Genomic DNA, 22,371 nt, shown 5'->3' with positions numbered 1-22,371 from the left:
CCCTGCCGGCCCCGTACGTACGCCCCCTCCCCACCCGGGGCGCGCAGCAGCCGCAGGCCCCCGGGCATCTCGGGCGGCAGGACCCGGGTGCGGAGGTCAGCCGACCCCGGGCGCGAGAGCCGTCGCGACCACCAACTCCTCCATGCCGTAGAGGAACCGCTCCATGTCGGAGCGCGGGAGGACGGCGCTGTCGGCGGTCATCGAGAGCTCCAGCGCGCCCTGCGCCCGGACGGCGTCCAGGGCGTAGCTGACGTTGGCGCGCGGCGCGAACTCCACCGGCCAGCTCAGGGTGGTGCGTGACCTCTCCCGGTCCAGCGGTCCGCCCGACGCGCCCTGCTCCGGCTCCGACTCCGGCGGCATCAGGTCGCGGGTGTCGTTGAAGAAGCACGACCGGTCGGCCACCACGCCGTCCCGCTCCGCGAGGTCGGCGATGTCCTGGTCCAGCAGCCGCTTGTCGTAGTAGGCGCTGCGGTAGGTGGCGATCGACGCGGCGTGGGTACGGCGCAGCACGTCGGTGAACTCCCCGCCGGCGTCCGGCAGTCGGAACAGGCCCTCGGCGGCCACCGTGCTCACGGCGTGCGCGAGGCCGGGCAGGAAGCGGTTGTTGACCACCACCTGGAGCAGGGCGTCCGGCGCCCCGGAGAGTCGCGCCGTCATCGCCGAGGCGGCCGCGAGCAGGACGGAGGAGGGGCTCACCCGGTGCTCGGCCGCGACCATCGGCACGGCTCTGGCCAGCGCCGGGGAGTTGAGCACCGCGTTGGGGAAGAGCGTCGCGGGTGTGCCCGGTGGCGGGGGCGCGGGTGGCGGGAAGAGCCGATCGGGGCCGAGGGCCAGCTTGCGCTGCCAGTGCTGCCGGGCGTTGGCGTCGCGGCGGCGGCCCCGGTCGCCCCTCTGGAAGGCGGCCTCGTCGAGCGGCTGGAGGGCCGGGAACCGTTCGCCGAGCGCCTGCGGGGTGTCGCCCAGCACGATCGCGGTGAGGTCGGTCGCCAGGCGGCGCAGGCCCCAGGCGTCGGCCGCGGTGTGGGACAGCACGAAGGACAGGTGGCGGACCAGGCCGCCGGATTCGACCAGCCCGACCCGGACCGGCCACTCCCGGGCGACGTCGAAGGGCTGCCCGGCCAGCTCGGCGAGCTGCTGCCGGCCGGCGGCGGCGACCTCCTGGCCGTCGGCGCACTCCCGGACCTGGACCGTGAGACGGCCGGCCCCGTCGACGGTCTGGCGCAGCCGCCCGTCGTCGTCCTGGCTGAGCCGGGTGTGCAGGGAGTCGTGCAGTTCGAGCAGCTGCCCGAGGGCGTCGAGCACGGGGGCCAGGGGTACGCCCGGGTCCACCGGGGCGGCCAGGGCGACGTTGTACCTGGGTGCGTCGGCGGGCCCGAGGCCCCGTACGGTGTCCCAGATCGCCTGCTGGCCCCAGGTGGCCGGGCCGGTGCCGGAGCGGCCGGACGGGAGGCCGATCTCCAGCTGTCGAGTCGAGCTCACGGTGGACGTCTCCGATTCGCTGGTCCGGTCGGGTACTTGAGGTGCTGGCGTGCGGACGGCCGTAGCGGCGGGCTCGGTGCCGGGCCTGCTTGCGGGGGCCGGTCCGGCCGCCCGGTACGGGGCCCGCGGTGCCCCCGGCGCTCCGGATCGCGGAGCCGGCGGCGGAGCGGGCGGGACGCGGAGGTGCCCGCGGTGCGCCGGGGCCGGGGCGGTGCCGTACCGCGCCGTACCGCCGTCGGCCTCGCACGAGTGTGACGTACGGTTCGCCGCACGTCGACCCTCGGCGCCGGACGGGGCCGCGGCTCCCGACGGTCCGTCAGGAGGCTTTGCGGGCAAGCTCAGTCGCCGCGGCGCTTCTTCCGTGAGCCCGCGAGCACCACGCCGCCGACGACCAGCGCCAGGACGAGCAGACCGCGGCCGGAGACCTTGTCGTCCCCACCTGTGCCGCCCGAGGCCTCAGCACTCCCGGTGGCGCCGGGAGTTGCGCTGCCGGAGGGGGCCGGGGCGGCGGACGGGGTGCCGGTCGGTCGGACGCTGTCCGGGAGTTGGGCGTCCTTCAGCGGCACCGGGGCGACCGGGCTGTCCTTGCCCTCGCTGCCGAACAGCACCGTGCGGCCGTCGGCGGTGAAGGTGACCGACTCACCCTGTCGCTGGAACGGCAGGTCGACCGGACCGAGCTTCTCGGGCGTGCCCTCCTGCCAGCGGTAGAGGTCGGCCCAGAAGTAGCCGCGCAGCACCAGCCGGGTGCCGTCCGGGGAGAAGGCGCCGTCGGTGACCCACGGGACCTCCGCCACCTTGCGGAAGGTGTTGACCGCCGTCGCCGAGAGCGTCTCGGGCCCCTGGTAGAGGTTGCCGCCCTGCTCGCGCTTGCTGGCGATGTACACCCGCCCGGTGACCGGGTGGACCATCAGCGCCTCGGCGTTGCGCGGGCCGTCCTCGTAGTGGACGCGGTAGCGGACGGCGTCGACGGTCTGGTCCCGCAGGTCCTTCGGCTCGGCGAAGGCGTAGATCCACACCTCGGGCCAGGTGCCGTTCAGGTTGTCGCCGATGTCGGCGACGTAGAGCCGGCCGTCCGGGCCGAGCGAGATCGCCTCGACGTCCCGCGGCTTCACCCCGCGCAGGGTGATCGTGGCGACGGTGCGGCCGGTGGAGTCGACTCCGTAGACGTACGGGCCGTCGTCGCTGTCGTTGTGCGTCCAGTAGACGCCCGGGTGGGCCGTGCTGGCCGCCAGGCCGCTGGACTCGGTGATCCGCGGGTCGGAGATGGTGAACTGGCGCACGCCGTCCGCGGCGAGGGCCGGCGGCGCCGTCGCGCCCAGGGCGACGACGGCGGCCGCCAGCACCGGCGCGCAGGCCCGCAGCGGCCGGCGCCACCCGAAGTCTCCCGTGTTCGATCGCACCACCGGACGATCATCGCACGGCCGGTCCGGCGGCACGGAGCTGTCCGGGAATCCGGGCCCCGGCCTCCGGTGTTCGGCCCCCTGCCGCCCCCTGAGGGCGGTCAGCCGCCGGCGGCCAGGTGGCCTTCCACGGTCGCCACCTTCGAGCGGAGCCCGTCCGTCACCCCGGCCCGGTCGTCGATCTTGATCACGGTGCTGACCCGGCCGCTGTAGGCCTTGACCGCGTCGATCGCCTCCCGGATGACCGGCATCACCTCGTCCCACTCCCCCTCGATGCTGGTGAACATCGCGTCCGTGCGGTTGGGCAGGCCGCTCGCCCGCACCACCTTGACCGCGGCGGCGACGGCCTCACCGACGTCCTCGCCGATGCCCAGCGGGGTGACCGAGAATGCTGCGATCACGCTTCTCCTCCTTCGTCAGGCCCCGCAGCCGGGGCAGCACGAAACTACCCGGACCGGACCGCCCGGCGGAGCCCCCGCACCGGGCGACCGCTTCGGCACACGCGTCCGCCCGCCCGAACGCACCGCGGGGCCCGGCCGAGCGCACCGCGGGACCGGCCGGGGCGGCGTCAGCCGCGCTTGGGCATCAGCGTCCACAGACCCTGGTAGACCGCGGTCTTCTCCGGGTGGACGCCGCAGACCAGCACGGTGAGCTGGGCCAGGATCTCCTCCAGCTCGGCGATCTGTGCCACCGGGACGATCTGCTCGGCGGCCAACTGCTCGGTGATCGTGGCGGCCAGCTTGATCTCCAGGGCCAGGTTCTTGTCCAAGCCGGAAAGCACCTTGAGGTCGGCCAGCGACTGGGCGGCCTGCGCCTTCACGGCGGGGGCGGAGGCCGGCGGCAGCGAGGCGTCCTTGGCACGGGCGGCGTCGGACTTCGACCGGGTCACCAGGTCCCTGGCCTGCACGGTCACCACTCGCCACAGGGCGACGACGTCGTCCAGCCGTGCGATCCGCAGGTCGACGGCCAGGCCCCGCCATTCCGACCGGGTGGGCACGCGGTACCCGGCGGTCTCGAACGTCTTCCTGAGCTCCTTCAGGGCGGCCCGTTCGACCGGCCGGTCGTGGCGCACGAGGAGGTCGACCAGACGCTTCCTCGCGCTGGTGAACGCGGGCGTCTCGGAGCCGGCGGGCTCTCCCAGCCCCTGGATCACGGCATCGATGACGAGTGCGGCCAACGGCACCGGCCCCTGGTCCGTCACGGCGTGCGGAATGCTCAGCTGCCCGGACGCGTGCTGATAGACCACGGTCGTGCCGTCGGCGACCGGCACCGGGACGAGGTCGGTCAGGGCCTTCTTCACCGCGGTGAGGAAGGTGTGGATCTGACCGGCGGTGGCCTTGTCGGCCCCGCTCAGGCCGAAACCGCTGTTGAACATGCCCTGGTAGCGCGGCTTGATCAGGCCCGCCCGCTCCAGCTCGCCCTCGATCTCCACCCGGGCGGCCAGGTCCTCGTCCGCCAGCCAGTCCGCCAGCTGCACGGCCCGCGCGGGCGTGTCCGCGGCATCCATCTCCGCCGTGACCCGGTAGTCGTTGCTGCGGAGCCAGGCCCGGTTGACCGTCAGGTCCGCCCAGGCCAGCGCCGGGCCGAGGGCCGACCGACCGGCGGTCCTGAGCAGTTCCCGGCGGATGGCCGGAGTGCGCCCCGGGGCCCGCAGCTGCCCGGGCCGGTCGAGCAGCCCCTCGGCGAGCAGGGCGGCGGCTTCGGCGTAGGTGTCGGCGTTGCACTCGGCCATCGCCGCCGGGAGGTACTCCAGCGCCCAGCCGGACCGGTACGCGTAGTCCTTGACCGGGAAGCTCGGCGCTTCGTGGAGGGCGTGCGACAGCTCGTGGATCAGGGTCACGATGTTCGGGGGGAGCACCCGGGGCGACGACGAGGCCAGCAGTGACGGGGCGAGTTCGATGTCGAGGAGGTCCGGCTTCATGCCCCAGGTGGTCCGGGTGTTGGCCCCCATCCCGTCCGGCATGTTCTCGTTGACCACCAGTCGGACGCCCTGCTTCACCAGCTCCAGCAGGTCGAGACCGATCTGCTGGAACCGGGCGTGGAAGAGCCCGTAGTCCGCCGGGTCGGTCGATCCGGCCAGCACACCGGTCAGGGCGAGCTCCTGCCGGGTGCAGCCCGCGGTGACGCCGTGCACCTGCTGGCTCAGCACCACCAGGACCTTCTGCTCCTCGGCGGTGGGTGGTCGGCTCAAGGTGTTCTCCTCGGGTCCCGGCCGGAGACCGCTCGACGGTCTCCGGCGGTGATGGGCGGTGGTCGGACACGGACCGCGGGAGGCGAACCGCACGACCGGCAGCGTGGCCCACCGCGATGCACAGCGGATAAACAGGCCGGTCGGAGCCGGTACGCGCCGGAGTCCCGCAGCACGCGCGGCCGCGCGCCGGCCGGCCTATCGCCGGCGCAGCGCGAGCGCCGCCAGCAGGGCCGCCCCTTCGGCGAGCACCGACTCGTCGAAGGCCGCCTCGGGCGAGTGGTTGTAGGGCGCGACGGCCGGGTCACGGCCGGGCAGGGTGGCACCGAGGAAGAAGAACGCGCCGGGCACCCGCTGCAGCACGAAGGAGAAGTCCTCCGAGCCGGCGAAGGGGTGCTCCAGCTCCACCCAGCGGTCCGCGCCGAGCAGTTCCCGGACGGTGTCGGCGACCTCGGCCACGGCCTGCGGTCCGCTGACCGTCACCGGGTAGTCCTGCCGGTACTCCACCTCCGCGGTCAGGCCGTGCGCGGCCGCCACACCCCGGACCACCGCGGGCAGGACCTCGGCGGCCTGCTCCCCGGCCGCCGGGGTGAAGCTGCGCACGGTGGCCTCGAAGCGGGCCTCGTCGGGGATCACGTTGTGGGCGTCGCCCGCGTGGAAGGAGCCGACGGTCACCACCACCGGGTCGAAGACCGAGAAGGTCCGGGTGACGGCGGTCTGCAGCGCCGTCACCATCTCGCAGGCCGCCGGCACCGGATCGAGCGCCGTGTGCGGGGAGGAGCCGTGGCCGCCGCGTCCACGTACCACCACCCGCAGCCGGTCGGACGCCGCGAGGATCGGCCCCGGCCGTCCCGCCGCCACCCCGGCCGGCAGCACGGCCGAGGTCACGTGCAGCCCGTAGGCGGCGCCCACCGGCCGGTCGGCGCCGGCGGCGGTCAGCACCCCCTCGTCCACCATGATCTTCGCGCCGCCCTCACCCTCCTCACCGGGCTGGAACATCAGCACCACGTCCCCGCCGAGCAGCTCGCGCCGCTCGGCCAGCAGCCGGGCCGCGCCGACCAGGATCGCGGTGTGCAGATCGTGGCCGCAGGCGTGCATCCGGCCGGGGATCGCGGAGGCGGGGGCGCCGGCCGGCGCCCGCTCCTGCACCGGCAGGGCGTCCATGTCGGCGCGCAGCAGGACGGTCGGGCCGTCGCCGTCGCCGCGCAGCACGGCCGTCACCGAGTCCAGCCCACTGCCGGTGGAGATCTCCAGCGGCAGCCCGGCCAGGGCGTCGAGCACCTTGCGCCGGGTGCGCGGCAGGCGCAGGCCGACCTCCGGTTCGGCGTGCAACGCGCGGCGCAGCGCGACCAGTTCGGGCTGCAGGGTTCGGGCGGCGTCCAGCAGGTCCACGGTGAGCTCCTCCTCGGGCGGTACGGACGATGGTTGATGCCATCCTCCGCCCGGCGGGCCCGCGCGGACAGGGCGCGGACGCGATCGGGCCGCGGCGGCCGGGGGTGGCTGCGATCGGGCCGGCGGCCGCACCCGCCGGTGGGCGGGTGCGGCCGCCGGCCTTCAGACCGCGGTGGGCAGCGGCGGCTCCACCTCCAGGGTCTCGGTGCTGCGGGCGCGGTGCTGCGCGGCCCAGGTGACCAGCGCCACGGTGCAGGCGTGGTCGAGGTGGCGCAGGCCGGACCAGTCCAGCTCGACGGCGCGGTCGGCCGGCAGCCGCTCCAGGGCGTCGAGCAGCCGGGGCAGCCGCAGGAAGGTGGCCTGTCCGGTCAGCCGGACCCGCAGCGGGCCGTCCTCCGGGTGGGCCGGCTCCTCGACGCCGATGTGCAGGTGCGAGGTCTGCCAGGCCGACTTGACCACGGCCAGGCCGACGCCGGCCAGCACGCCCTCGAACAGGTTGGTGGCGATGATCGCGCCCGCGGTGGCGGCCAGCACCACGGCCTCGCCGCGGTGCTCCCGCCAGAGCGCGCCGATCCGGCGGACGGGGACGAGCTTCGCCCCGGCGTGCACCAGCACGGCGGCGAGCGCCGCGACCGGGATCAGCCCGATCACGGCCGGGAGCAGCGCGGCGAAGAGCAGCAGCCAGAGACCATGCAGCGTCCGGGAGGCCTTGGTGCGGGCGCCCGCCTGGACGTTGGCGGCGCTGCGGACGATCACCGCCGTCATCGGCAGCGCCCCGAGCAGCCCGCAGAGCGCGTTGCCGATTCCCTGGGAGGTGAGTTCGCGGTCGTAGTCGGTCCGTGGGCCGTGGTGCATCCGGTCCACGGCCGCGGCGCTGAACAGCGTCTCCGCCGAGGCGATCAGGGTGAACGCCAGGACGGTGCCCGCGCCGCCGGTACCGGCCAGCGCGGTGAAGGACGAGGCGTCGGGGAGCCGGACGACCTCGAACAGGCCCTCCACCCGGATCCGGGCCACCGGCAGCGCGGCGATCGCGGTGACGGCCGAGGCCAGGCCGACGGCGGCCAGCGGGGCCGGCACCACCCGGATCCGGGCCGGCAGGTACCGCCAGAGCAGCAGCACCAGCAGGGTGGCCGCGCCGAGCAGGACCGGGCTCGCGGCGGCGCGTCCGGTGACGGCGTCGGCCAGCAGGGCGGGCAGGCCGGTGATCTTGCCGAGGCCGGTGCCCGGGGGAGGCCGCCCGGCCATCGCGTAGAGCTGTCCGAAGAGCAGGATCAGGCCGATTCCGGCCAGCATGCCGTGCACGACGGCGGCCGACATCGCCCGGAACCAGCGCCCCAGACGCAGCACGCCCATGACGAGTTGGAGCACTCCGGTGGCCAGCACCAGCGCGCCGAGCGAGTCGGGTCCGTGCTCCCGGACGGCCTCCAGCACCAGCACCGTCAGGCCGGCGGCGGGCCCGCTGACCTGCAGGCTGCTGCCCGGCAGCAGGCCGACCACCACGCCGCCGACGATGCCGGTGACCAGGCCGAGTTCGGCCGGCACGCCGGAGGCCACGGCGACGCCGACGCAGAGCGGCAGGGCCACCAGGAAGACCACCAGCGAGGCCGGCAGGTCCTCCCGCCAGGGCAGCGACCGGGCCCGGGCGACCAGGCCGGGCGGGGGTGCGGTCGTCCTCCGGGGGCGGGGCGGGCCGGTCATCGGACCGCCGCCTCGGCGCGCTGACCCGCGGGACGGCGGGACGGACGGGCGGGGGCGTCAGGGCCGGAGCAGGTCGCGGTGCGGGCGGATCGGGGGGTGCGGGCCTCGGCCGGGCCCACGGCCGGGGCGGGGGCGGGGGCGGGTCTGCGGGGCGGGCTCGTCCGGTGGGGTGCGTCGCATCGGTCGGCGCGGGTGCGCATGGGCGTCTTCCTTCCGCGCGCCCGCAGGGCGGACGCGCCGGGCAGAGGGAGCACGGCTCATGGAGGCAGTGTGAAGACCACCGGACGGGCCCTCGGTGCAACCCGGCGTCGCGGGCCGCCCGATCCGGCGTGACATCGACGCTACGCAGAGCTACAGGTGAGGCCAACCTGATCCATCACTTCCCCACGCTCTCCCCCTATTTCCTCCATTTCTCGGATCATCAGCACTCTTCGCGGGCAAACGGGAGTTCAAGTCGCGCACGAACGTACCGATCACTCCCCGCACCGGCCACGCAGCGTCGGCGCCCGGGCGGCGCGCCCGACCGGCCCCGCCGGACCAGCCCGCACCCTCCGGCTCCGACGCCACGGCGGCGGCACCGGGAGCCACCTCCGGCCCGGTGGCCCCGCCGGCCGCGGATCGTCATGGTTCGACCCGGATCGTCACGGCTCGGATCGGATCGTCACAGCACGGCACGGATCGTCACAGCACGGCACGACGGGAACCGGACACCGGGGGTCGTCGCGTCATCAGCGGCGACGAGCAGGTCATCACGGACAGCAGGGGGATCTGATGGAGCGACGGACGAACCGATCGCGTACCCGTACCACCGCAGCAGCGCTGGCGGCCGCCGCCGCGGCCGCGCTGCTGGCCGGGTGCGGTCCCACCGAGACGGGCAGTGCGGCCGGACCATCGGCCGGCGTGCCCGCGCCGCCCGCCGGCGCGAGCACGGCTCCGAGCGCCGCTCCCGCCACCCCCGCCGGCACCGGGTCCCCGAGCGCCGGCGCGACGGCGACAGCCGGCAAGCCCTCGGCCCCCGCCGCGCCGGGTGTGCTGCCGGCCTGCGCCGACGCCGACCTCAAGGCCTCGGCCGCCCGGGACGTCGAACCGAGCCCGGTCGGCTCCTACGTGGTGACGGTGGAGTTCACCAACGTCGGCGGGCACGCCTGCGGCGTGAAGGGGTTCCCCACGGTGGCGGGCGCCGGCCAGGGCTCGCCGGACAAGTCGCTGCCGCTCCAGGTGCAGCAGGTCGGTCCGGCCGTGGCGGTCCAGCTGCTGCCGGGCGCGAAGATGTTCACCACGCTCGGTCTCAAGCCGGTCCTGGGCGAGGCGGACGGCTACTGCCCGTCCGGTGCCACGCCGTTCGCCCCGCCGTCGCTGGTGCTCGGGGTGCCGGAGGCGGGCAAGTACCAGGTCGGCCGGGAGGGCGGCGGGCTCTTCGCACAGTGCGACAACAAGCTCACGGCGACCGCGTTCCTGCCGTCCGTCGGCAAGAAGTGACCCCCCTGGGGCACCAAGGCGCCGTGCCGGACGCCTCAGGGTTCAGGCCGACTGCCGTACCACCAGGTTCGGTTCGAATATCACCGAGGTGACCGGGCCGGCCGGGTTCTCGACCCGGGCCAGCAGCAGCCGGGTGAGCTCGGCGGCCATCTCCTCCACCGGCTGGTGGATGGTGGTCAGCCGGGGCCGGCTGGCAAGCGCGGCGCTGCTGTCGTCGAAGCCGATCACCGCGACGTCGTCGGGGATCCGGCGGCCCTGCTCGTGCAGGACGAACATGGCGCCCTGGGCCATCAGGTCGTTGCCGGCGAACACCCCGTCCAGGCCGGGGTTCTCGGCGAGCAGCCGCTCCATCGCGAGTTCGCCGCCGCGCTGGGTGAAGTCCCCCTCCACGCAGGGGACGTAGGGGAAGCCGTGGCGGGCCATCGCCTCCCGGAACCCGGTCAGGCGGTCCTGGGCGGCCGGCACCCCGGCCGGGCCACCGATCATCACGACCTGCCGGCAGCCGCGCGCGGCGAGGTGGTCCGCCGCCAGGCGGGCGCCGTCCCGGTTGGCGAGGTCGACGTAGCTGATCGGGATCGGACGGACCGGGCGGGCGAACAGGACGACGGGCAGACCGACTTCGACCAGCCGCGAGGGCAGCGGGTCGTCCGGGTCGGTGGAGACCAGGACCGCGCCGTCGGCGCCGCCCTGCTTGAGGTGCCCGACCACCTGGTCCCTGGCCTCGGCGGTGTCGGCCACCATCAGCAGCGGGTGCAGTCCCCGCGGGCGCAGCGCGCCCACCACGCCGCTGAGGGCGCGGCCGAAGAAGGGGTCGGTGAGGACCCGGTTCCTGGCCCGGTCCTCGTCCTCCACCTCGCCGGCGACCCCGGAGAGGACCAGGGCGATCGAGCCGGCCCGCCGGGTGACCAGCGAGCGGGCCGCGCTGTTGGGCACGTAGCCGGTGGCGGCGATGGCCTCGCGGACGGTCTCCTGGATCTCCAGGTCGACGTTGCGGATCCCGTTGATCACTCGGGAGACGGTCGACCGCGAGACCCCGGCGACCCGGGCCACGTCCTCCAGGGTCGCGGGCCGGGAAACGGCCGTTCGCAGGGCATCACTCATAGCGGCTTTTATAGCATGGCGGAAAGCGCTCCCTGCTGCCCTCGCAGGTGCGCCCGGTGCGGTGCGGACGGCCCGCCGGTGGCCGGCGGGCCGTCCTTCCTGTGTCTCCTTCTCCTACCGGGTGGCCACCGTGGTGGCTCCGGTCGCTACGGTGCCGGTCTCGTTACGGGTACGAGACCAGGTTCGACGGGACGGTGCCGGTGCCCGAGGTCGGGTTGCCGACGTTGTTCACCACGTGGTTGAACTGGCCGTTTCCGCCGAGCGAGTTCACCAGGACGTCGTGCAGCTTGACGCCCGGCTTGTTCGGCACCTCGAACCCGTGGTCCATCACGATGGTCGGGTCGACGTTGAAGTAGCAGTAGCTGCCCAGGCCCCAGCCCTCGTGGGTGTTGACCGAGTCCTCGACCTTGTAGGCGGCGTAGCCCTTGACGGCGCCGTTCTGGATGGCCGCCTGGTTGGGGGCGTCGTAGGCCTTCTCGTTCTGGAAGAAGATGGTCTTGCCGCGGTCACCGAACCACTGCACGTCGTACTTGTTGAAGTGCTCGACGAACAGGCCGGTGGCGAGCACGTCGTTGCCGCGCACCTGCATGCCGTAGTCGGAGCGGTTGCTCTCCCAGCCGACACCCGCGCCGTGGTCGGCGCGCCAGATCCAGGTGTGGTCGACGATGGTGTTGTTGCTGTTGATCAGCATGCCCGCGGTGGCCTTGCCGGCCGTGACGCCGCCGACCCGGACGAAGACGTCCTGGACGGTTGTCGGGTTGGCCGAGTGGTCCGCGCCGGGGCCGCCGTCGCCGACCTGCAGCAGGGCGGGGGAGTTGACCGTACCCGCGTCGAGCAGCAGCCCCGCGAGCTTGACGCCGTCCACGTCGGCGACCTTCAGCGCGGTGACGCCGTTGTCCGGGATGACGGTGGCCATGCCGAGGCCGAGGACCACGGTGTTCGCCCGGGTGATGTTGATCGTCTGGTCGACGTGGTAGACGCCCGGCGTGAAGAGCAGGTTGAGACCCTGCGCCAGCGCCTGGTTGATGGTCGCCGCGGTCGCGCCCGCCTTGACCACGTAGAACTGGCTCAGCGGGATGGACTCGCCCTGCGGCGCGCCGGCGCCCCAGGAGGTGCCGCGCGCGTTGGTGCGCTTGGCCGGGGTGAACACCTTGTACTCGTTGCCGTCCAGGTAGAGGAACGGCTTCTCACGCGAGGTGGGGGTGGTGTCCAGGGTGGTGTACGGCGGGTCCGGGAAGCCCTGGGCGGGGGCGCCCTGGACACCGGAGAAGGTCTGGTTCCAGACGCCGTTGCTGAAGCCGCCGATCGAACTGTCTCGGGTGTACCACTGCTGCTGCGAGTAGTTGCCCACCTGGCCGTCGATCTTGCTGTCGGCGATGTAGCCGCCGCTGGCCCAGCCGTAGCTCGCCGGGGCGAGGTTGAGGCCGCCCTCGACGTGCATCCGGCGGAACGGCGCGGCCTGCGAGACGGCCCAGCGGTCGGTGCCGCTGACCGGCTTGAGGTGCAGGTTCTCGGCCGAGCGCCAGAAGTTCTGGGTGGCGTTGCCGTTGAACCAGCCGGCGTCGACGGTGACGTCGCCGTTGATGGTGGTGTCGTCGGGGTTCAGGCCGAGACCGGCGATCGAGGTGTAGAAGCCGATCTGCGCGTTCAGGTTGCTGTACGTGCCCGGCTTGAACAGCATCGCGTACCGCTCGGAGCCGAACTGGTTGGACTCCTGCTGGCTGAAGATCTGGTCGACCGTGGCCTGGATGTTCGGCGTGGACGGGTCGAAGATCTTGACGTTGGGGCCGAGGTCGCCGCCGCCCTGGACCGGCGGGACGGTCGAGCCGCCGCCGGTGTGCACGGCGAACTCCCAGAGGGAGTAGCCGTATCCGGTGTGGCGGTGGGTGCCGTTGAAGCGGACGTAGCGGCCCGTGCCGCTGACGTTCAGCGTCTCGACACCGCCGGTGCCCGTGGTGGTGCTGTAGACGGTGTTCCAGGTGGTGCCGTCGGGAGAGAGCTGGATCTGGTAGCCGTCGCCGTACGCCGCCTCCCAGTTGAGGTCCACCGAGCAGACCTGCTGGCTGGAGCCGAGGTCGACCTGCAGCCACTGCGGGTCGGCGGCGACGCTGGCCCAGCGGGTGCCGGTGTTGCCGTCGAAGGCGGCCGAGGCGGGGGTGCCGCCGTTCTCCGTGGAGGAGGAGGTGGCCGGCTTGTTCAGCGCCGCGTTGGCGGTGGAGCAGGTCGGGCCGGTGCCGCCGCCGGGGGTGCCGTAGACCTGGAACTCCCAGAGGGAGTAGCCGTATCCGGTGTGGCGGTGGGTGCCGTTGAAGCGGACGTAGCGGCCGGTGCCGCTGACGTTCAGCGTCTCGACACCGCCGGTGCCCGTGGTGGTGGTGTAGATCGTGGTCCAGGAGGCGCCGTCGGCGGAGACCTGGATCTGGTAGCCGTCGCCGTACGCGGCCTCCCAGTTGAGGACGACCTTGTCGATCGAGGCGCTGACGCCGAGGTCGACCTGCAGCCACTGGGCGTCGGTCGCGGCGCTGGACCAGCGGGTGCCGGTGTTGCCGTCGACGGCGGCGGTGGCCGGGGTGCCACCGTTCTCCGAGGAGGAGGCGGTGACGGTCTTGCCCTGGGAGAGCAGCGTGCCGGCCGCGTTGGCGGTGCTGACCGGGACGGCCATGCAGAGGCCGGCGACCACGGCGGCGGCCGTGAGGGCGGCCGGGGCGCGCCGGAGCGGCGGCCGGACTCTGGAGCCTGCTGAGGTGAACCTCACTGGGGCATCTCCTGCTGTGGGTGGGGTGCGGGGGATGGGGACGCTGTCGCGCGGAGCCGGTGCGGGGCCGGTCTGAGCGGGACGCCCGACGGGTGCCGAGGACACCTGCGGAGAGGGCGGAAACCGCCGGAGGATCAACCGGTGCCTGCGCACCGGGACTCGGGAGAGCGCTCCCGGATGGAGTGTTGCGGTGGCGTATCCAGCGTGTCAAGACCGTGGACAGCACTTCTGGTGCGAATCAACTTGCCTGGTCATCAAGGCTTCTGACGCGGGCCGCAGCGCGGCTGAGCCGTGAAGCAGCAGGTCAGCGCCACCGCAGGGAGAGCGCTCCCCCAGCTGATGGCCGAAAGCCCGGCCACCCGTCCGGTCGACCTGACCGAACGACCTGACCGGACAGCCGGGCCGGTTGCGACGGCCGACCTGTCGGACCGCACCCCCGCCCGCGACCGACCGGGCCGGCCCGAACCGCCGTCCGCGAGGACGGCGGCACCGCGCCGGCGCCGCCCTGCGCGCGACCCGGCGACCGTGCACCGGAACCTGACCGGATCCGCGAACCGCAAGCCCCGAACCGCGAGCCGCGGCGCGCACGAACCGGGAGCCGGCCCCGATCCGCCGCGCGCAACGGGCCGCCGACCCGCCCGTACCGACCCGCCCGTACCGGCCCGAACGACCGGCGCGGGCCCGTCCGCCCGTCCTGGCGGTCGGGTCCGGACGGCCGTCCGGGGGCGCTCAGCGCAGCGCCCTGGCCTCCCGCCGCCCGGGCTCCGGCACGTCCCCGCCGGAGTCCAGGAAGCGCGCCAGCGGCAGCGTCGCGGCGCCCACCGTGACGGCGTCCGGGCCGAGTCGGCCGAGCTCGATCGAGGTCTGTTCGCACGGGAAGCGCAGGGCGTACGAGCGGGCCGCGGCCTGGATCGCGGGCAGCAGGCGGGGGCCGAGCAGCAGACCCGCCCAGCCGCCGATCACGATCCGTTCGGGGTTGAACAGGTTGATCAGGTCCGCGATGCTCGCGCCCAGGTACTCGGCGGTCTCGCAGAGCAGCGCGTCGGCCACCGGGTCGTCGGCCTCGGCGGCGGCGAGCAGGGCGGCCAGGCCGGCCTTCTCGCTGGAGTCGGAGGCCTCCCCCCAGCGCTCGACCAGCGCCTCGGCGCCGACGTAGGCCTCCAGGCAGCCGCGGGAGCCGCAGCGGCAGAGCCGCCCGCCCACGTGGACCTTGGTGTGGCCCCACTCCCCCGCGCTGCTGGTGGCGCCGCGGTAGGGGACCCCGTTGGCGATCACGCAGGCACCGACGCCCGAGCCGAACAGCGCGACCACGGCGTTGCCGGCGCCGCGGCCGGCCCCGAACCACATCTCGGCCTGGCCGAGCGTCTTGGCGCCGTTGTCGATGTGCAGCGGCAGGTCGGTGCCGGCCCGCAGGAGGCGGCCGAGCGGGACGGCGTCCCAGTCGATGGTCTGGCCGTGCACCACCGCCCCGATGCCGCCCGGGTCCCCGGGGTCGGCCGCCGGGTCGCCCTGTTCGACGATGCCCGGCACCCCGATCCCGACGCCGAGCACCCGGTCCCGGTCGGTCCCGGTGCCGTCCAGGACTTCGGCCAGGCCGTCCAGGATCAGCTGGACCACGTGGTCCACGTCGTGCCCGTGGTCCGACAGCGGATGGTCGCTGGCGGCCAGCTCGGTCAGGGCCAGGTCGAACAGGGCCACCCTGACCTGCGTCTCTCCGACGTCCACCCCGATCAGGAAGCCCCGATCGGCGGCCACCTGGAGCAGGACGCGTGGTCGTCCGCCGTCGGAGTCGACCGATCCGGCCTCCTCCACCAGGCCGTCGGCGATGAGCTCGCCGACCACGTTGCTGATCGTGCCCCCGCTCAGTCCGGTGTCCCGGCCCAGCTCGTGACGGCTGAGCCGGCCCTCGAAGTACAGGTGCCGCAGCAGCACCGATCTGTTGCCTCTTCGCAGGTCACGTACGGTCTGCTTGCTTCGCTCTACCATTCGGACTCCCTCCTGGTCTGAATCTATCGCTGCGATAAGTCTTGACGCCAGCTTTTCTCACAAGTTAAATCACGGCCTGAAGTAAGCCTCACGGCTGATCACTTCACCAAGGTCGCTCACCCATCCCCTGAGAGGGGAACTCCGCTATGCGCACGAGCCGCGTCATCGCCGCCACAGCTCTGGTAGCCGCCCTCACCGTCACAGCAACCGCCTGCGGAGGCGGCTCCGACACGGGCAGCGGCGGGGGCAACAGCAGCCCCAAGACGCTCACCTACTGGGCCAGCAACCAGGGCACCAGCATCGAGAACGACAAGCAGGTCCTCGAGCCCGAGCTCAGAAAGTTCGAGCAGCAGACCGGCATCAAGGTCAACCTGGAGGTCGTGCCCTGGTCCGACCTGCTCAACCGTATCCTCGCCGCCACCGCCTCCGGCCAGGGCCCCGACGTGCTGAACATCGGCAACACCTGGTCGGCCTCGCTCCAGGCCACCGGCGCGCTGCTGCCCTTCGACGAGGCCACCTTCGCCAAGATCGGCGGCAAGGACCGCTTCCTGCCGTCCACCATCGCCTCCGCCGGCGCGGCCGGCAAGGACCCGGCCGCCGTGCCGCTGTACTCGATGGCCTACGGCCTCTACTACAACAAGAAGATGTTCGCGGCCGCCGGCATCGACAAGGCCCCGGCCACCTGGGACGAGCTCCAGGCCGACGCCGCGAAGCTGACCAAGGACGGCAAGTACGGCCTCGCGATCGAGGGCGGCAACGTCTCGGAGAACGTCCACCACGCCTTCACCTTCGGCAAGCAGAACGGCGCGGACTTCTTCGACGCCGCCGGCAAGCCGACCTTCGACACCCCGAACGCCGTCAAGGCGATCAAGCAGTACGTCGACTTCATCGCCAAGGACAAGATCGCCGCGCCCGGCAACGCCGAGTACTCCAACAACCAGACGCTGAGCGACTTCGCCACCGGCAAGGCCGCGATGATCATGTGGCAGTCCGCGGGCGCCAACCTCAAGAGCCAGGGAATGAACCCGGAGGACTACGGCGTCGCGCCCCTCCCGATCCAGGCCGGCGCCGCCGGTGACAAGGCCGTCAAGTCGATGGTCGCGGGCATCAACCTCGCTGTCTTCAAGAACTCCAAGAACCTCGACGGCTCGCTGTCGTTCGTGAAGTTCATGACCAGCAACGAGGAGCAGAAGATCCTCAACTCCACCTACGGCAACATCCCGCCGGTGAAGGAGGCCGGCAAGGACCCGGTCTTCGCCACCCCGGACCTCACCACCCTGAACGACGTGCTGGCCAACAGCTCCGCGCCGCTTCCCCAGGTCGCCAACGAGAGCCAGTTCGAGACCCTGGTCGGCACCGCGGTGAAGAACCTGCTCGCCGCCGCCGCCGCGGGCAAGCCGGTCACCGACGACAGCGTGAAGGCCGAGCTCACCAAGGCTCAGCAGCAGATGCCGGCATCCTGACGTGAAAGAGCGACTGCGCCGACTGCGCCACCCCCGAGGGGCTCTGCCCTACCTGCTTCTGCTCCCCGCCCTCGCGCTGGAGCTGCTGATCCACCTGATCCCGATGGTGGTCGGCATCGTGATGAGCTTCAAACAGCTCACCCAGTTCTTCATCCGAGACTGGTCGGCCGCACCCTGGACCGGCCTGGGGAACTACCGCATGGCGGTGGACTTCAGTGCTCCGGTCGGCCAGTCGCTCCTCAACTCGTTCTGGACCACCTGTAGTTTCACCATCCTGTCGGTCGGCATCTCCTGGCTGCTCGGCACCGCGGCGGCGATCTACCTGCAGGACGCGTTCCGGGGACGGGGAATCCTGCGGGCCCTGTTCCTCGTCCCGTACGCCCTGCCGGTCTACGCGGCGGTGATCACCTGGTCGTTCATGTTCCAGCGGGACACCGGTCTGATCAACCACGTCCTGGTCGACCAGCTGCACCTGATGTCGGAGAAGCCGTTCTGGCTGATCGGCGACAACAGCTTCACCGCACTCGTCGTCGTCTCGGTGTGGAAGTCCTGGCCGTTCGCGTTCCTCACGCTGATGGCCGGCCTGCAGAACATCCCGAAGGAGCTGTACGAGGCCTCCGCGATGGACGGGGCCGGTGTGTGGCAGCAGATCCGCAAGATCACCCTGCCGTCGCTGCGCCCCGTCACCCAGGTGCTCGTCCTGGTGCTGTTCCTCTGGACGTTCAACGACTTCAACACGCCGTACGTGCTGTTCGGGAAGTCCGCGCCGGAGGCCGCCGACCTGATCTCCATCCACATCTACCAGTCCTCGTTCGTCACCTGGAACTTCGGTGTCGGCTCGGCGATGTCCGTGCTGCTGCTGCTCTTCCTGCTGCTGGTGACGGCCGTCTACCTCTTCCTCACCTCACGACGGAGGGACGCCGATGCCTAAGGCTCCCGTCTCACCGATGGCTCCGCCGGCCTCGTTCAAGTGGTCGCGCCGAGTGTTCCTGCTGCTGCTGTCGACCTTCGTCCTCACCCCGCTGTTCGTGATGATCAGCTCGTCGATGAAGCCGCTGCAGGACGTCCAGGGAGCGTTCTCCTGGATCCCCAGCAGCTTCACCCTGCAGCCGTACATCGACATCTGGACCACCGTCCCGCTCGGCGACTACTTCGTGAACTCGCTGATCGTCTCGGTCAGCGCCACCGCGCTCTCGGTGGCGATCGCGATCTTCGCGGCGTACGCGGTCAGCCGCTACCGCTTCCGCGGCCGCAAGCTGTTCACCGTCACGGTGCTCTCCACCCAGATGTTCCCCGGCATCCTGTTCCTGCTGCCACTGTTCCTGATCTTCGTCAACATCGGCAACAGCACCGGGATCGCGCTGCTCGGCAGCCGCGGCGGGCTGATCCTCACCTACCTCACCTTCTCGCTCCCGTTCTCCATCTGGATGCTGGTCGGGTACTTCGACTCCATCCCGCGCGACCTCGACGAGGCCGCCGCGGTGGACGGCTGCGGGCCGCTGCGCACGCTGCTGAAGATCGTCGTGCCGGCCGCCGTACCGGGCATCGTCGCCGTCTCGGTCTACGCCTTCATGACCGCCTGGGGCGAGGTGCTGTTCGCCTCCGTCATGACCAACCAGACCACCCGGACCCTCGCCGTCGGCCTCCAGGGATACGCCACCCAGAACAACGTGTACTGGAACCAGGTGATGGCCGCCTCCCTCGTGGTGAGCGTGCCCGTCGTCGCCGGCTTCCTCCTCCTGCAGCGCTACCTGGTAGCCGGCCTCACCGCCGGAGCTGTCAAGTGACCATCCCCGAAAGGCATTTCGTGAACGACCTCAGTGCTCTCCCCGGCGACTTCGTCTGGGGCGCGGCCACCGCCGCCTACCAGATCGAAGGAGCCGTGGACGAGGACGGCCGCGCCCCCTCCATCTGGGACACCTTCTCCCACACCCCGGGGAAGGTCGACAACGGTGACACCGGCGACGTGGCGTGCGACCACTACCACCGCTGGCCCGAGGACCTCGGCATAGCCGGGCAGCTCGGCCTGGACGCCTACCGGTTCTCGATCGCCTGGCCGCGGATCGTGCCGCAGGCCGACGGCCGGGTCAACCAGGCCGGCCTCGACTTCTACGACCGGCTCACCGACAGCCTGCTGGAGAAGGGGATCACGCCGTTCCCCACCCTCTACCACTGGGACCTCCCGCAGGCGCAGCAGGACCGCGGCGGGTGGCCCGTCCGCGAGACCGCCGAGCGCTTCGGTGAGTACGCGGAGGTCGTCGCCGGGGCACTGGGCGACCGGATCACCAACTGGGCGACGCTCAACGAGCCGCTCTGCTCGGCCTGGATCGGCCACCTCGACGGCAACATGGCGCCCGGCCTCAAGGACCTCACCGCCGCCGTCCGCGCCTCCTACCACCTGCACCTGGGCCACGGCCTGGCCGTGCAGGCCCTGCGGGCCGCGATCCCGAACGCGAACATCGGCATCGTGAACAACCTCAGCCCGATCCACCCCGCCACCGACAGCGAGAGCGACCGGGCGGCCGCGCTGCGCGCCGACGGCCACATCAACCGCTGGTGGCTGGACCCGGTGCTCGGCCGCGGCTACCCGCAGGACATGGTCGAGCTGTACGGGGTCGAGCTGCCCGTCCAGGACGGCGACCTGGAGCTGATCGGCGCGCCGCTGGACTGGGTGGGCCTGAACTACTACTTCCGGCAGATCGTCACCGGCGACCCCACCGGCTCCGCGCCGTTCTTCCGGCAGGTGCCCGGCCCGAACGTCGAGCACACCGCGATGGACTGGGAGGTGCACGGCCCCGGCCTGGAGCAGCTCCTGATGCGCCTGACCGACGACTACGGCGTGCAGAAGATCTACGTCACCGAGAACGGTTCGGCGTACCAGGATGTGGTCGGCGCCGACGGTTCGGTGCACGACCCGGAGCGCACCGAGTACCTGGAGCAGCACCTGGCCGCCTGCGCCAAGGCCGTCTCCAAGGGCGCGCCGCTGGCCGGCTACTTCGCCTGGTCGCTGCTGGACAACTTCGAGTGGGCCTACGGCTACGACAAGCGCTTCGGCCTCGTCCACGTCGACTACAAGACGCAGCAGCGCACGGTGAAGACCAGCGGACGCCGCTACGCCGAGCTGGCCGCCGCCCACCGCCTGCGCGGGCGCCGCGCGGCCTGATCCACCGCGGCGGCCCCGCCGCCCGCACCGCACGAGCCGGCCCCTCCCCCGTCACGGGTGGAGGGGCCGGCTCGTCGGCGTTCCCGGCCGGGCCGGGGTGGTGCCCCGGGAGGGTGCGGTGCCTGCGGTTCGCCTGCGCACGGTGTCCGGATTGCATCAAACGACGAGGCCGGCGGCCCGGAGGCACCCGTGGGCTGTAGGAAGCCCGCCTATCCGGGTGGCCGGCGAGGTGACAGCCTGGCCCTTCCGCAAACTACAACATTCTGTTGAAGCGGCCTTGACGACCGCGCGGGGCTCACCGTACGTTGTTTCCGCATACCAAAACCGTTCTTCCGTATCGTGGAACTCAGGAGATGAGCCCTCCGACCCACAACGGGCCGACGCAGGAGAAACCCGATGCCTCGAATGACAGCCGCCCGCGCGGCAGTGGAGATCCTCAAGCGCGAAGGCGTCGAGGTCGCGTTCGGCGTGCCCGGCGCGGCGATCAACCCCTTCTACGCCGCGCTCAAGGCCTCCGGCGAGATCCGGCACACGCTCGCGCGCCACGTCGAGGGCGCCTCGCACATGGCCGAGGGGTACACCCGCACCAAGGCCGGCAACATCGGTGTCTGCATCGGTACCTCGGGCCCCGCCGGCACCGACATGATCACCGGTCTGTACTCGGCCATCGCCGACTCGATCCCGATCCTCTGCATCACCGGCCAGGCCCCGGTCGCGAAGCTCCACAAGGAGGACTTCCAGGCCGTCGACATCGCCTCGATCGCCAAGCCGGTCACCAAGGCCGCGACGACCGTCCTGGAGGCCGCGCAGGTCCCCGGCGTGTTCCAGCAGGCCTTCCACCTGATGCGCTCCGGCCGTCCGGGCCCGGTCCTGATCGACCTGCCGATCGACGTCCAGCTGACCGAGATCGAGTTCGACCCCGAGACCTACGCGCCGCTGCCGGTCTACAAGCCGTTCGCGACCCGCGCGCAGATCGAGAAGGCGATCGGCTTCCTGCTGGAGTCCGAGCGCCCGCTGATCGTCGCCGGCGGCGGCGTCATCAACGCCGACGCCTCCGAGCTGCTGGTCGAGTTCGCCGAGCTCACCGGTACCCCCGTCATCCCGACCCTGATGGGCTGGGGCATCCTCGCCGACGACCACGAGCTGAACGCCGGCATGGTCGGCCTGCAGACCTCGCACCGCTACGGCAACGCCAACCTGCTGGAGTCGGACTTCGTCCTCGGCATCGGCAACCGCTGGGCCAACCGCCACACCGGCGACCTCGCCGTCTACACCAAGGACCGCAAGTTCGTCCACGTGGACATCGAGCCGACCCAGCTCGGCAAGATCTTCGCCCCCGACTTCGGCATCGCCTCCGACGCCAAGGCCGCCCTGGAGCTGTTCGTCGAGGTCGCCAAGGAGCTCAAGGCCGCCGGCAAGCTCCCCGACCGCAGCGCGTGGGCCGCCTCCACCCAGGAGCGCAAGGCCACCCTGCAGCGCCGCACGCACTTCGACAACGTGCCGATGAAGCCGCAGCGCGTCTACGAGGAGATGAACAAGGCCTTCGGTCCGGAGACCCGCTACGTCACCACGATCGGCCTGTCCCAGATCGCCGGCGCGCAGATGCTGCACGTCTACAAGCCGCGGCACTGGATCAACTGCGGCCAGGCCGGCCCGCTCGGCTGGACCATCCCGGCCGCGCTCGGCGTCGCCACCGCCGACCCGCAGACCCCGGTCGTCGCCCTCTCCGGCGACTACGACTTCCAGTTCATGCTGGAGGAGCTGGCCGTCGGCGCCCAGCACCGGATCCCCTACGTCCACGTCCTGGTCAACAACGCCTACCTGGGCCTGATCCGCCAGGCGCAGCGCGGCCTGGACATCAACTTCCAGGTCAACCTGGAGTTCGAGAACATCAACTCCCCCGAGCTGGGCGTCTACGGCGTGGACCACGTCAAGGTCGTCGAGGGCCTCGGCTGCAAGGCCATCCGGGTCACCGAGCCGGACCAGCTGCTGCCGGCCTTCGAGGAGGCCAAGAAGCTCGCCGCCGAGTTCCGTGTCCCGGTCGTCGTCGAGGCGATCCTGGAGCGGGTCACCAACATCTCGATGGGTGCCGCCGGCATCGACGCGATCAACGAGTGGGAGGAGCTGGCCACCGAGCCCGGCCACGCCCCGACCGCGATCAAGGCCCTCAAGTCCTGATCAACGTCAGCGCCGCTGCGCAGCAGCGGAGTTGACACCCCTACGGGCCCCCGACGCTGCCACCGGCGGCGCCGGGGGCCCGTTCGGGT

Annotated in this window: 15 protein-coding genes; 6 read left to right on the top strand and 9 right to left on the bottom strand. The window is 72.2% G+C overall.

Annotated elements, in window-relative coordinates:
• Nucleotides 1–96 precede the first annotated feature (96 nt).
• From OG689_RS37330 to OG689_RS37305, 6 genes are all read right to left on the bottom strand, one after another.
• Nucleotides 97–1,479, bottom strand: coding sequence for a condensation domain-containing protein (locus OG689_RS37330; protein ID WP_266325867.1), 1,383 nt, complete (start codon nt 1,477–1,479; stop codon nt 97–99).
• A gap of 338 nt (nt 1,480–1,817) precedes the next feature.
• Nucleotides 1,818–2,798, bottom strand: coding sequence for a hypothetical protein (locus tag OG689_RS37325; protein WP_266327719.1), 981 nt, complete (start codon nt 2,796–2,798; stop codon nt 1,818–1,820).
• Between the two features lie 182 nt (nt 2,799–2,980).
• Nucleotides 2,981–3,280: an MTH1187 family thiamine-binding protein gene (locus OG689_RS37320; RefSeq protein ID WP_266325865.1), complete on the bottom strand. Its 300-nt coding sequence runs from the start codon at nt 3,278–3,280 to the stop codon at nt 2,981–2,983.
• A gap of 167 nt (nt 3,281–3,447) precedes the next feature.
• Nucleotides 3,448–5,070 (bottom strand): hypothetical protein, encoded by a 1,623-nt coding sequence (locus OG689_RS37315; RefSeq protein WP_266325863.1) that lies wholly within the window; start codon nt 5,068–5,070, stop codon nt 3,448–3,450.
• 195 nt (nt 5,071–5,265) lie between these two features.
• Nucleotides 5,266–6,459 (bottom strand): M20 family metallopeptidase, encoded by a 1,194-nt coding sequence (locus OG689_RS37310; RefSeq protein WP_266325861.1) that lies wholly within the window; start codon nt 6,457–6,459, stop codon nt 5,266–5,268.
• A 162-nt stretch (nt 6,460–6,621) separates the two neighbouring features.
• Nucleotides 6,622–8,157, bottom strand: a complete 1,536-nt coding sequence (locus tag OG689_RS37305) for a SulP family inorganic anion transporter (protein ID WP_266325859.1) — start codon at nt 8,155–8,157, stop codon at nt 6,622–6,624.
• A gap of 771 nt (nt 8,158–8,928) precedes the next feature.
• Between OG689_RS37305 and OG689_RS37300 the strand changes: the two genes are divergently transcribed.
• Nucleotides 8,929–9,636 carry a DUF4232 domain-containing protein gene (locus tag OG689_RS37300; RefSeq protein WP_266325857.1) on the top strand — a complete coding sequence of 236 codons (708 nt, stop codon included), beginning with the start codon at nt 8,929–8,931 and terminating at the stop codon, nt 9,634–9,636.
• A 42-nt stretch (nt 9,637–9,678) separates the two neighbouring features.
• On the opposite strand, the gene OG689_RS37295 is transcribed toward OG689_RS37300, so the two are convergent.
• The 3 genes from OG689_RS37295 to OG689_RS37285 all read right to left on the bottom strand — a co-directional run bounded on the left by OG689_RS37295 (nt 9,679) and on the right by OG689_RS37285 (nt 15,478).
• Nucleotides 9,679–10,737, bottom strand: coding sequence for a LacI family DNA-binding transcriptional regulator (locus OG689_RS37295; RefSeq protein ID WP_266325855.1), 1,059 nt, complete (start codon nt 10,735–10,737; stop codon nt 9,679–9,681).
• A gap of 163 nt (nt 10,738–10,900) precedes the next feature.
• Nucleotides 10,901–13,399, bottom strand: coding sequence for a discoidin domain-containing protein (locus OG689_RS37290; protein WP_266327717.1), 2,499 nt, complete (start codon nt 13,397–13,399; stop codon nt 10,901–10,903).
• An 822-nt stretch (nt 13,400–14,221) separates the two neighbouring features.
• The gene (locus OG689_RS37285; protein WP_266325853.1) at nt 14,222–15,478 is read right to left on the bottom strand and encodes an ROK family transcriptional regulator; all 1,257 of its coding nucleotides are present in this window, start codon (nt 15,476–15,478) and stop codon (nt 14,222–14,224) included.
• A gap of 146 nt (nt 15,479–15,624) precedes the next feature.
• Here OG689_RS37285 and OG689_RS37280 point away from each other — a divergent pair, with 146 nt between their 5' ends.
• The 5 genes from OG689_RS37280 (at nt 15,625) to gcl (ending at nt 22,282) form a co-directional block, all read left to right on the top strand.
• Nucleotides 15,625–16,941, top strand: a complete 1,317-nt coding sequence (locus OG689_RS37280) for a sugar ABC transporter substrate-binding protein (RefSeq protein ID WP_266325851.1) — start codon at nt 15,625–15,627, stop codon at nt 16,939–16,941.
• Nucleotide 16,942: 1 nt separating this feature from the next.
• Nucleotides 16,943–17,872: a carbohydrate ABC transporter permease gene (locus OG689_RS37275; protein WP_266325849.1), complete on the top strand. Its 930-nt coding sequence runs from the start codon at nt 16,943–16,945 to the stop codon at nt 17,870–17,872.
• A complete protein-coding gene (locus tag OG689_RS37270) occupies nt 17,865–18,728 on the top strand; it encodes a carbohydrate ABC transporter permease (RefSeq protein ID WP_266325847.1) in 864 nt (287 codons plus the stop codon). Before OG689_RS37275 ends, OG689_RS37270 begins: the two co-directional genes overlap by 8 nt.
• 20 nt (nt 18,729–18,748) lie before the next feature.
• Entirely contained in the window at nt 18,749–20,104 is a 1,356-nt protein-coding gene (locus OG689_RS37265) for a GH1 family beta-glucosidase (RefSeq protein WP_266327715.1), read from the top strand.
• Between the two features lie 396 nt (nt 20,105–20,500).
• Complete coding sequence (gene gcl, locus OG689_RS37260) at nt 20,501–22,282, top strand: glyoxylate carboligase (RefSeq protein ID WP_266325845.1); 1,782 nt, start codon at nt 20,501–20,503, stop codon at nt 22,280–22,282.
• Nucleotides 22,283–22,371: the final 89 nt, after the last annotated feature.

Origin of the sequence: Kitasatospora sp. NBC_00240 (genome assembly GCF_026342405.1) — a bacterium.
Lineage (GTDB): Bacteria > Actinomycetota > Actinomycetes > Streptomycetales > Streptomycetaceae > Kitasatospora.
This window is presented reverse-complemented; position numbering and strand designations above follow the sequence as displayed.